The organism is Burkholderia sp. Se-20378 (assembly GCF_017104665.1).
GTDB lineage: Bacteria > Pseudomonadota > Gammaproteobacteria > Burkholderiales > Burkholderiaceae > Burkholderia > Burkholderia lata.
In genome coordinates this window covers 1-9,571 of record NZ_JAAGPG010000316.1, presented here as the reverse complement: position 1 = coordinate 9,571, position 9,571 = coordinate 1, and the positions used below count along the sequence as shown (strand labels likewise).

6 protein-coding genes and 2 pseudogenes are annotated in these 9,571 nt (G+C 67.8%); 3 read left to right on the top strand and 5 right to left on the bottom strand.

Annotated features, from left to right (window positions below):
• Window positions 1-73: 73 nt before the first annotated feature.
• Window positions 74-1,606 carry a D-alanyl-D-alanine carboxypeptidase/D-alanyl-D-alanine-endopeptidase gene (gene dacB, locus G3N93_RS26390; protein ID WP_206134286.1) on the bottom strand — a complete coding sequence of 511 codons (1,533 nt, stop codon included), beginning with the start codon at window positions 1,604-1,606 and terminating at the stop codon, window positions 74-76.
• A gap of 186 nt (window positions 1,607-1,792) precedes the next feature.
• Here dacB and G3N93_RS26385 point away from each other — a divergent pair, with 186 nt between their 5' ends.
• Window positions 1,793-2,455: a response regulator gene (locus tag G3N93_RS26385; protein WP_039360640.1), complete on the top strand. Its 663-nt coding sequence runs from the start codon at window positions 1,793-1,795 to the stop codon at window positions 2,453-2,455.
• Between the two features lie 3 nt (window positions 2,456-2,458).
• Window positions 2,459-2,974, top strand: a pseudogene (locus G3N93_RS42280) (two-component sensor histidine kinase); the annotation flags it as partial.
• Between the two features lie 168 nt (window positions 2,975-3,142).
• Here the strand turns inward: G3N93_RS42280 and G3N93_RS42085 are convergent.
• A pseudogene (locus G3N93_RS42085) lies at window positions 3,143-4,390 on the bottom strand (PAS-domain containing protein); the annotation flags it as partial.
• A 235-nt stretch (window positions 4,391-4,625) separates the two neighbouring features.
• The gene (locus G3N93_RS26370; protein WP_174988494.1) at window positions 4,626-5,354 is read right to left on the bottom strand and encodes a response regulator; all 729 of its coding nucleotides are present in this window, start codon (window positions 5,352-5,354) and stop codon (window positions 4,626-4,628) included.
• 582 nt (window positions 5,355-5,936) lie between these two features.
• Here G3N93_RS26370 and G3N93_RS26365 point away from each other — a divergent pair.
• Window positions 5,937-6,800 carry a crotonase/enoyl-CoA hydratase family protein gene (locus tag G3N93_RS26365; protein ID WP_206134284.1) on the top strand — a complete coding sequence of 288 codons (864 nt, stop codon included), beginning with the start codon at window positions 5,937-5,939 and terminating at the stop codon, window positions 6,798-6,800.
• 48 nt (window positions 6,801-6,848) lie between these two features.
• Here G3N93_RS26365 and pdeR read toward each other — a convergent pair whose 3' ends face one another.
• Window positions 6,849-8,852 carry a cyclic di-GMP phosphodiesterase gene (gene pdeR / locus G3N93_RS26360; protein ID WP_174988496.1) on the bottom strand — a complete coding sequence of 668 codons (2,004 nt, stop codon included), beginning with the start codon at window positions 8,850-8,852 and terminating at the stop codon, window positions 6,849-6,851.
• Window positions 8,853-9,416: 564 nt separating this feature from the next.
• A partial coding sequence (locus tag G3N93_RS42510) for a hydantoinase B/oxoprolinase family protein (protein WP_206134285.1) occupies window positions 9,417-9,571 on the bottom strand: 155 nt, incomplete at its 5' end.

The following is a 9,571-nucleotide window of genomic DNA, read 5'->3' as shown; positions in this document are numbered from 1 at the left end:
TCCCGATGCGGAGGCGAGTCGACGCGCACCGGCAGCAGGCCGCCGGCGCGCCGTGTGTCGCGGTGCGCAAGCGTCAGTGCGCGCCCGCGTAGATCCACTCGAGCAGCGAATCGTGCGCGGCGCGCGCGGCTTCCGCATGATCGTTGTTGATGAAGCTCACGACGATGTAGCTCTGGCCGTCCGCACCAGCGACGTAGCCGGCGATCGCGCGCACGTCGCGCAGCGTGCCGGTCTTGATGTGCGCGTTGCCGAGCACGCCGGCGTTGGTGAGGCGGTTCTTCATCGTGCCGTCGATGCCGGCGATCGGCAGCGAATCGACGAAGGCCTGCGCGACCGGGCTCGCGTTCGCGGCCTGCAGCAGCGCGGCGAGCGACAGCGCGCTCACGTGCTCTTCGCGCGACAGGCCCGAGCCGTTTTCGAGCACGAGGTCGGGCATGGCGATGCCGTTCTTCTGGAGGAACGCCTGGATCACGCGGCTCGACTGCTCGGGCGTCGCGGGCGGCTTGCCGCTGACCGCGCCGATCGTCAGGAACAGGTTGCGCGCCATCACGTTGTTGCTGAACTTGTTGATGTCGTAGACGATGCTGCCGAGCACCGGGCTGTGATGCACGGCGAGGGGCCGCGCGGTGGTCGGCACCTTGCCTTCGCTCACCGGCCCCGCGATCGTGCCGCCGTCCTGCTGCCACAGCGCGAGGAAGCCGCGTGCGAAGAACGTCGTGTGATCGAGGATCGCGAGGTTGGTCGTGTGCGCGCCGCAGCGCAGCGGGTAGTCGCCCGCGAACGATGCGGTCATGATCCCGCTGCCGGCCGTCAGCGTCGGACGCGCGGCCGCGGCGGCCGCGCTGCACGAGCCCGTGCCTTCGACCAGCTGGTTGTCGATCGACAGGTCCGCGAGCGGCGGCAGCACGTCGACGGCCACCTTGCCGTCGTCGCCCGGCGTGACGGTGAACGACACGGCCTTGAACGCGTACAGCAGCGGATCGGGGCCGACGTTGTACGGCGCGCTCGCGTCGTCGTCGAACGAAGGGAGATCGCGCGTCGAGGTCGCGAAGTAGCTCTTGTCGAGCACGAGGCCGCCGGCCACGCGCTTGACGCCGGCCTTGCGGAGCTTGTCGACGAGGTCGATCAGCTCTTCGGGCACGAGCTTCGGATCGCCGGTGCCCTTGATGTACAGGTTGCCCTGCAGCGTGCCGTCGGGGTCGATCGTGCCGTCCGTGTAGGCGGTCGTGCGCCAGCGGTAGTCGGGGCCGAGGATCGACAGGCCCGAGAAGGTCGTCACGAGCTTCATCGTCGAGGCGGGCATCATCGGCCGGCTCGCATTCCACGCGATCAGCGGTTCCGGATCGCCGACGCGCTCGACGACGACGCTCATCGCCGACGCCGGCACCTTCGCGCGCTGCAGCGCGACGAGTACGGACGCCGGCAGGCCGGCCGCGCGTGCGGCGGGCGACACGACGGTGGTCTTGCGCGCTTCCTTGTGGGATTTCTTGCGGGCCTGCGCGGACGGTGCGAAGGCGAGGGCGGTGCAGGTGGCGACGATGGCGGCCGCCCGCAGGCAGACGCGGGCGCGGGGGGCGAACCGGGTGGAAAGATCGGAAATCGGCATGAGCGAATACGGGAGAAGCACGACGTTCGGGCAGGGCGCGCGCGGCGCCAAAGCGCACATTGTAGAGACAAGTCCGGACAGCCCCCTTGCAATCCGCCTTTCTGTTGCATTGCATGGTGCCGCGCGCCCGGTTCGCGGCGCTACAATGGTCGGCGTGTTTGACTCGCCCCATGGATGCCTGTCCCGATGCGGATTCTGCTTGTCGAAGATGATCGAATGATTGCCGAAGGCGTGCGCAAGGCGCTGCGCTCGGACGGCTTTGCGGTCGACTGGGTGCAGGACGGCGACGCCGCGCTGACGGCGCTCGGCGGCGAGACGTACGACCTGCTGCTGCTCGACCTCGGCCTGCCGAAGCGCGACGGCATCGACGTGCTGCGCACGCTGCGCGCACGCGGGCTGGCGCTGCCGGTGCTGATCGTCACTGCGCGCGACGCGGTGGCCGATCGCGTGAAGGGGCTCGACGCGGGCGCCGACGACTACCTCGTCAAACCGTTCGACCTCGACGAACTCGGTGCGCGGATGCGTGCGCTGATCCGCCGCCAGGCCGGACGCAGCGAATCGCTGATCCGCCACGGCGCGCTGACACTCGACCCCGCTTCGCACCAGGTGACGCTCGACGGCGTGCCCGTCGCGCTGTCCGCGCGCGAGTTCGCGCTGCTCGAGGCGCTGCTCGCGCGGCCCGGCGCGGTGCTGTCGAAAAGCCAGCTCGAGGAAAAGATGTACGGCTGGGGCGAGGAGATCGGCAGCAACACGGTCGAGGTCTACATCCACGCGCTGCGCAAGAAGCTCGGCTCGGACCTGATCCGCAACGTGCGCGGGCTCGGCTACATGGTCGTCAAGGAAAGCTGACGCGTGAGGTCGATTCGTCATCAATTGCTGATCTGGCTGCTCGCGATCGTCGTCGCGGGCGTGGGTCTCGCGGGCTGGCTCATCTACCGGCAGGCACTTGCCGAAGCGAACGAACTGTTCGACTACCAGTTGCAGGAAATCGCGGCGGCCTTGCCGTCCGAGCCGTTCTCGCAGGTGTTCGGCTCGCGCACCAACGGCGACGAAGGCATCGTGATCCAGATCTGGAACCGCAACGGCGTGCTGATGTACTTCTCGCATCCGCGTGCGCCGATCGCGCCGCGTGCGGAGCTCGGCTTCTCGACCGAACGCACCGATCGCGGCGAATGGCGCGTGTACGGCGCGATCGTCGGCGACAACGTCGTGCAGCTCGCGCAGCCGCTGTCGGTGCGCAACCGGCTCGCGGCGAACGTCGCGCTGCGCACGCTGTGGCCGCTGATCGTGCTGCTGCCGTTCCTCGGCGCGGCCGTGTGGGTGATCGTCGGGCGCGGGCTCGCGCCGCTCGGCCGCGTGACGCGCGCGTTCGGCCATCGTCTGCGTGTCACGCTGCCCGTCGAGTCGCGGCAGCGACAATACCAGGTTGCCCAGAATCGGGACGAGAAAATTGTTGAAATCGTGCGCTACCCCGCCCGTCACCTGGCCGAGCCCCTCCATCTTCTGCGCCTGACGCAGTTCTGCCTCGACCGCACGGCGGCTCGTCAGGTCGCGCCATACCGATACCCATCCGCCGTCCGGCAACGGCTGGCAGTGGAATTCGAGCGTGCGCCGGTCGCTCAGGTGCAACTCGGCGGACGCGGCGACGCGCACGCCGTCCGACGTGTGCGTCGCGGTCTCGGTCGAGACCTGGTGCCACCGGGCGGGGCGGGCCAGCGCTTCGCGCAGGGCCACGAGCGGCAGGCCCGCCCGCAACGCGGACGCGTCGATGCCGAGCAGCTTCGCGAACGTCGGGTTCCACGCGACCAGGCCGCCTTGCGTGTCGTGCACGGAGACGCCGTCGTTCATCGAGTTGAGCACCGATTCCTGCAGGCGGCGCTGGGCTTCGAGCCCCTGGGTCAGTTGCTCCTTCTCGATCAGGTTGGTGCGAAACACCTCGAACGCGCGCGCCAGCTCGCCGATTTCGTCCGGCCGGTGCATCGACGGCATCGCGTCCGACGTGATGCCCTTCGCGAGGCGCGTCATCACGCGCGTCATTGCCTGCAGCTTGTGCAGGATGCGGCTGACGTACGCCACGCCGAGCAATGCCACCCCGACGCCCGCGACGGCCAGCAGCAGCAGGCCCGACTGGCTCGACACCGCGACCTTGCGCACCTTGTCGCTGCGCTCGCTCGCGATCCGACGCAAGCGCTCGACGTAGCGCGCGGACTTGCCGCTGAGGTGATCGGCGTGACCGCGCAACAGCGTGACGAGATAGCTCGTCTGCGCTTCGCTCGACAGAAACTCCCGACGCACCGCGAACACGTTGCGCGCGCCGCCATCGAGCCGCTGCAGCGTCTCGGCGAGCGCCCGCTGGCTGCGATCCTCGCCGCGCTCTCGCACCCGCAGCCACAGCGCCTCGTTATCGCTCTCCGCGCTGCCGAGCTCCGCCGCGTTCGTCGCCTGCAATGCGCCGGTCGTGCGCGCCCAGATTTCCAGCAGCGTCGGCGCCTGTCGGGCGAGCAACCCTTTCTGGCGCGCGATGCTGTCGCCGATGCCGTCGGTCGCGGCACGCAGTTCGCTCAGTTCCGCCTTGAGCTGCTGCTGCCGGCCCGATACGAGCAGCAGCCGCGCCAGATCCTGGTCGATCGCATCCAGATCGTCGATCACCGCGAGCCGGTCGCCCGCCTTCTCGGCCGTACCAGCCGCCTTGCCGAAGCCCGGCGACAGTCGCCGGATGTCGCCGAGCAGGCCATGCAGCAGTTCGGAATCGCTGTGCAGCAGGTCCGGCGAATCGGTCGACATCATGCTCGGTGCGACCGCGGCGAGTTGCGCGACCTTGTCGGACAGCTCGAGCGCGCGCGCGATCTCCGGCACGACGTTCGCCTCGTATTCGTCGAGCGCGTTCTGGTTCGCGCGCATGCCGAGCACGCCGACCACCACGACCGCGAGCGTGATGCCGAACAGCACCAGGAACGTCACGATCAGCTTGGCCCGTACGCTCCACGGCGGCAACGGGATAGGGATCATGCGCATCGCGTCACACGCGCACGACCGGCACCGAGAACACGTAGCCGGCACCGCGCTGCGTGCGGATATAGGTCGGGTGCTCGGGGTTCGGTTCGATCTTGCGGCGCAGGCGCAGGATCAGCACGTCGATCGTGCGATCGTAGACGTCGATGTCGACGCCGAAGCCGCGCGTGCGCTCCAGCAGCTGTTCGCGCGACCAGACACGCGACGGTTGCTGCACCATCGCCGCCAGCAGCTCGAACTCGCCCTGCGTGAGCGGACACGGATTGCCGCCGTGCGTCAGCGTCCGGGCGGCGAAATCGAGCGTCCACCCGTCGAAGCAGAAGCGCGGGCCGCCGCCGTTCGGAGCGGGACGCGGCATCGACAGCTCGGTCGTGCGGCGAAGCTGCGCGCGCACGCGCGCGATCAGCTCGCGCCCGGACACCGGCTTCGTGATGAAATCGTCCGCTGCGGTTTCGAGGCCCAGCACGCGGTCCGTCTCGTCGCCCAGCCCGCTGATCATGATGATCGATACGTCGGACCGGCGCCGCAGCTCGCGCGCCACCGTCAGGCCATCCTCGCCGCGCAGCTTCAGGTCGAGGATGACGAGCGCATGCGGCGCGGCGGCCAGTTGCTGCTGCATCATCGCCGCGCTGTCGGCCGTCGACACGTCGAACCCTGCCTCTTCCAGCACGACCCTCAGCCAGGCGCGCACCTCCGGATCGTCGTCCAGCACCAGGACCCGATGTTTCTCTGACATGCCTGTTCTCCTCCATGCCGGTCGCGCTCGGAACGCGCGGCCGTGCCGGATGCAAATGTTGGCTGAAGCCGACCGGCTCTGGCAAGTGCCGTCGAATGCATGCCGGAGAGGGAAGCCGCACCCCAGTGCGCGGAACCCGGCGCGCACATATGAACGGGCGCGCGATTCTAACGCCGCGAAAAATCCGGTGGATACCCGTCAGCACCCGTGAATACCCTGCACGGCAAGCGGCCGCCACACGCGTCCCGCATTGCCAATGCGCGGTTACGACTGCCGGCGTCGCACGCGGCATTGGCCCGCCGTTCGCATGTTTGCCGTCATGCGGCCTGCCCGCATTCCGTCGTCACGTCCGGAACGCCGCGATACCGGCCCGGCCGGGGGCTCCCCGCTCCTCGACCGTTCGTCCTCGACCGCCGTCCTGCACGGGCCCGTGCGCCTTTCCGGTGACCCATTCCACAGATACGCCGAATGTGCGCGCGCAACAATGGCGATGCCTCGCGCCCGGCGCCCTGCGGGTCACTCGCCTCCCGCTCGGCACCGGGCGCGACGGTCTTCGAAAACCACATCTCACGAGGACATACCATGCAACTCCAATCCCATCCCGCGTGCCGCCCGTTTTATGAAGCCGGCGAACTCACGCAACTGACTGCCTTTTACGAAGAGGGCCGTAATGTCATGTGGATGATGCTGCGATCGGAGCCGCGGCCGTGCTTCAACCAGCAACTCGTTACCGACATCATCCATCTCGCACGCGTCGCACGCGACTCGGGCCTGCCGTTCGACTTCTGGGTGACGGGCTCGCTCGTCCCCGAGCTGTTCAACGTCGGCGGCGACCTGAGCTTTTTCGTCGACGTGATCCGCAGCGGCAAGCGCGACCTGCTGATGGCCTATGCGCGCTTGTGCACCGACAGCGTGTACGAGATCTACACGGGCTTCGGCACCGGGGCGATCTCGATCGCGCTGGTCGAGGGCAGCGCGCTCGGCGGCGGTTTCGAGGCCGCGCTCGCGCATCACTACATGCTCGCGCAGAAGGGCGTGAAGCTCGGGTTCCCCGAGATCGCGTTCAACCTGTTCCCGGGCATGGGCGGCTATTCGCTCGTCACGCGCAAGGCCGATCGGGGCGTTGCGGAGCAACTGATCTCGACCGGTGAAGCGCACGCAGCCGAGTGGTACGAGGATCGCGGCCTGATCGACCAGACGTTCGACGCGGGCGACGCGTATCTCGCGACGCGCACCTTCATCGACGTGATGAAGCCGAAGCTGAACGGCGTGCGCGCGATGCTGCGCGCGCGTGAGCGGGTGTTTCAGCTCACGCGCTCCGAGCTGATGGATATCACGGAAGCGTGGGTGCATGCGGCGTTCACGATCGAGCCGAAGGATCTCGCGTACATGGAACGCCTCGTGATGCTGCAGAACCGGCGCGTGTCGAAGCTGCGCACGGTGTAATGCGACGGGCGCCGCCGCGGGCCGGCGGCGCCCGCTCGGGAACGAAGCTCAGGCGATCAGCCTGAGCTTTCTCGTCTCCGCGAGCCACGCCTCGAACGCCTGGGCCGGCATCGGGCGGGCGAAGTAGTAGCCCTGCGCATGATCGACGTCGAGCTGCTTGAGGAATTCGGCTTCCGCATGCGTTTCGACGCCTTCGGCGACCACCGCGAAATTCAGCGCCTTCGCGAGCGACACGACCGAGCGCACCAGCGCCTGCGAGCGCGGATTGCGGTCGATGCCCGTGATGAAGCTGCGGTCGAGCTTGATCGCGTCGAGCGGCAGGCGCGACAGCTGCGACAGCGACGAATAGCCGGTGCCGAAATCGTCGAGATGGATCTCCGCGCCGAGCTGGCGGAACTGCCGCATCAGCCCGTTGGCCGCGTCCTCGTCCTCGATGAAGCAGCTTTCGGTCAGCTCGATGTCGAGCAGGCCGGGCTTGAGCCCCGCGGCGTCGAGGATCGACGCCATCTGGTGCACGATGTTCATGTCCTGCAACTGCCGCGCGGACACGTTCACCGCGATCCGGATGCCGAGCCCCTTCGCCTTCCATGCGGCGGCCTGCGCGGCCGCGGTACGCATCACCCAGCGCCCGAGCGGCGCGATCAGGCCCGACTCCTCCGCGAAGCGGATGAACTCGACCGGCGCGACGAGCCCGCGATCGGGCGACTGCCAACGGACCAGCGCCTCGACCCCGTGCACGTCGCCGGTCGCGATATCGACGACCGGCTGGTAGTGCAGCACGAACTGCTCCTCTTCGAGCGCCTTGCGCAGGTTCGTGTCGAGCCACATGTACTTCGCGACCTTCTGGTTCATCTCCAGCGAGAACACGCGATACGTATGCTTGCCCTCTTCCTTCGCGACGTACATCGCCGTATCGGCGCTGCGGATCAGCGTCTCGAGCGAATCGCCGTGCTGCGGATGCATCGCGATGCCGATCGAGCAGCTCGTGTAGACCTCCATCAGCCCGAGATGAATCGGCGTGCGCAGCCGTTCGAGAATGATCTGCGCGGTCGCTTCGAGCAGCGGCCGCGTGCCGTGCTCGAACAGCACGAGGAATTCGTCGCCGCCGAGCCGCGCGAGCGTCGCGCCGGACGGCAGGCAGCCGCTGATGATCGCCGACACGTCCTGCAGCAGCCGGTCGCCGGTGATGTGCCCGTAGTGATCGTTGACGCGCTTGAAGTTGTCGAGATCGAGGAACAGGATGCCGACCTGCCCGCGCGTCGCGGCCGTCTCGGCCGCGATCGCCGCGTGGATGCGCTCGCTGATCGCATGCCGGTTCGGCAGGCCGGTCAGCACGTCGGTGTTCGCGAGTTCGCTGAGCCGCTGCTGCGCGCTGCGCTCCTCGGTAATGTCGATGCCCGAGCAGATCAGGAATTGCTCGTCGACGCCGCTGCCGCTCTGCACGAACTTGTTGCGGAACTGGAACAGCCGCGGCCCGTTGACCGTGTTGATGTAGCGCTCGACCGCGAACGAGTGGTTGCTCGCGAAAAAGCCCGTGATGTTGCTGCGCGACTGCGCGCCCTGCTCGGGCGTCATGAACAGCTCGAACGCGCTGCGGCCGATCACGTCGACCTCGCGCTTGCCCGTCACTTCCTCGCACAGGCGGTTGAAGCGCTGCACCATCCCGTTGCGGTCGAGAATCACGACGAGCGAATTCACTTCGGACACGACCTGCTCGGCGAACGCGAGCCCGTGAGCGAGATCGCCCGCGACGGATTCGGCATCGGAATAGGCGGACGCCGTGCCGGCCCAGTTGGTCGTGTCGACCTTCCGGCCGACGAGATGGAGGCGAACCGGTTCGCCGAACAGCGTGATGTCGAGCACGAGGTGCGACGTGACGCCGGTCAGCGCGCGGATGTGCGCGGCCTGTTCGCCCGTCAGCGCGACGGCGACGTTGGTCAGGCCGCGGACGGCCGCCAGTTCGAGTGCATTGCTGTCGCTGCCGAGACGCCAGCAGGGGCTGCGCGTACCGACGTGCGCTTCAAGCACCGCGCTATCGTTTTCGTCATCCATGGAGACGCCCCGATCCAGAAAAAACGCACAGTGTAGACGGAGGCGAGCCGGCCGACCGCCGTTCCGGGCCGCGCGTCGTGCGCGCCCGGCAAGGCGACCGTGATTGCCGTGATGATGGGCCTCGTCCCGTACTTGTTTCCAGCTAATGCGACCCGGCGTTCGCGCATGATGCGCGCAGGTGCTGCCTAACGAATGATGAGAGCCATCTTATCAAATGACGATCAGGATTGGCACTCACATTTAGAGCAGAGTGTCAAGGAATTGGGACTCGATTGGCAAGCCGGATTTTTCATGATTGGCAGCTCGCTCAATTGCGGTTGCGGCGGTGCGCAACGGGGTTGGCGAGTCGGGCTGATCGCCCCGCCAGACGGGCGTTTGCGGCAGATTCCAGCATTCGGGGAAAGCGCTGTGACAAGACCGTGACGACAGGGTCGGATCGCCGTCCGGCGACCCGACTTTCCGTCGACTTTGATTCCTTTCGTGCGTTAATGCGCGACTTTATTCCACAGTCCGTTGCAATGCCGTTCGAGCACCGGCGTGGGGCGCCGGCGCCGGTTGCACGGGTCAGCCCGCCGCGCCATATCCGCCGCCGCCCGGCGTTTCGACGACGAACACGTCGCCCGGCGCCATCTGCGCGCGGCCGATATGGTCGAGCGCCTCGACCGTGCCGTCCGCGCGCTCGATCGTGTTGCGGCCGAGCGCGCCGGCCTCGCCGCCCA

What these genes read in the sequence shown, in the direction of transcription:
- dacB (WP_206134286.1), bottom strand. Translation starts at nt 1,606, where the DNA reads ATGCCGATTTCCGATCTTTCCACCCGGTTCGCCCCCCGCGCCCGCGTC.
- G3N93_RS26385 (WP_039360640.1), top strand. Translation starts at nt 1,793, where the DNA reads ATGCGGATTCTGCTTGTCGAAGATGATCGAATGATTGCCGAAGGCGTG.
- G3N93_RS26370 (WP_174988494.1), bottom strand. Translation starts at nt 5,354, where the DNA reads ATGTCAGAGAAACATCGGGTCCTGGTGCTGGACGACGATCCGGAGGTG.
- G3N93_RS26365 (WP_206134284.1), top strand. Translation starts at nt 5,937, where the DNA reads ATGCAACTCCAATCCCATCCCGCGTGCCGCCCGTTTTATGAAGCCGGC.
- pdeR (WP_174988496.1), bottom strand. Translation starts at nt 8,852, where the DNA reads ATGGATGACGAAAACGATAGCGCGGTGCTTGAAGCGCACGTCGGTACG.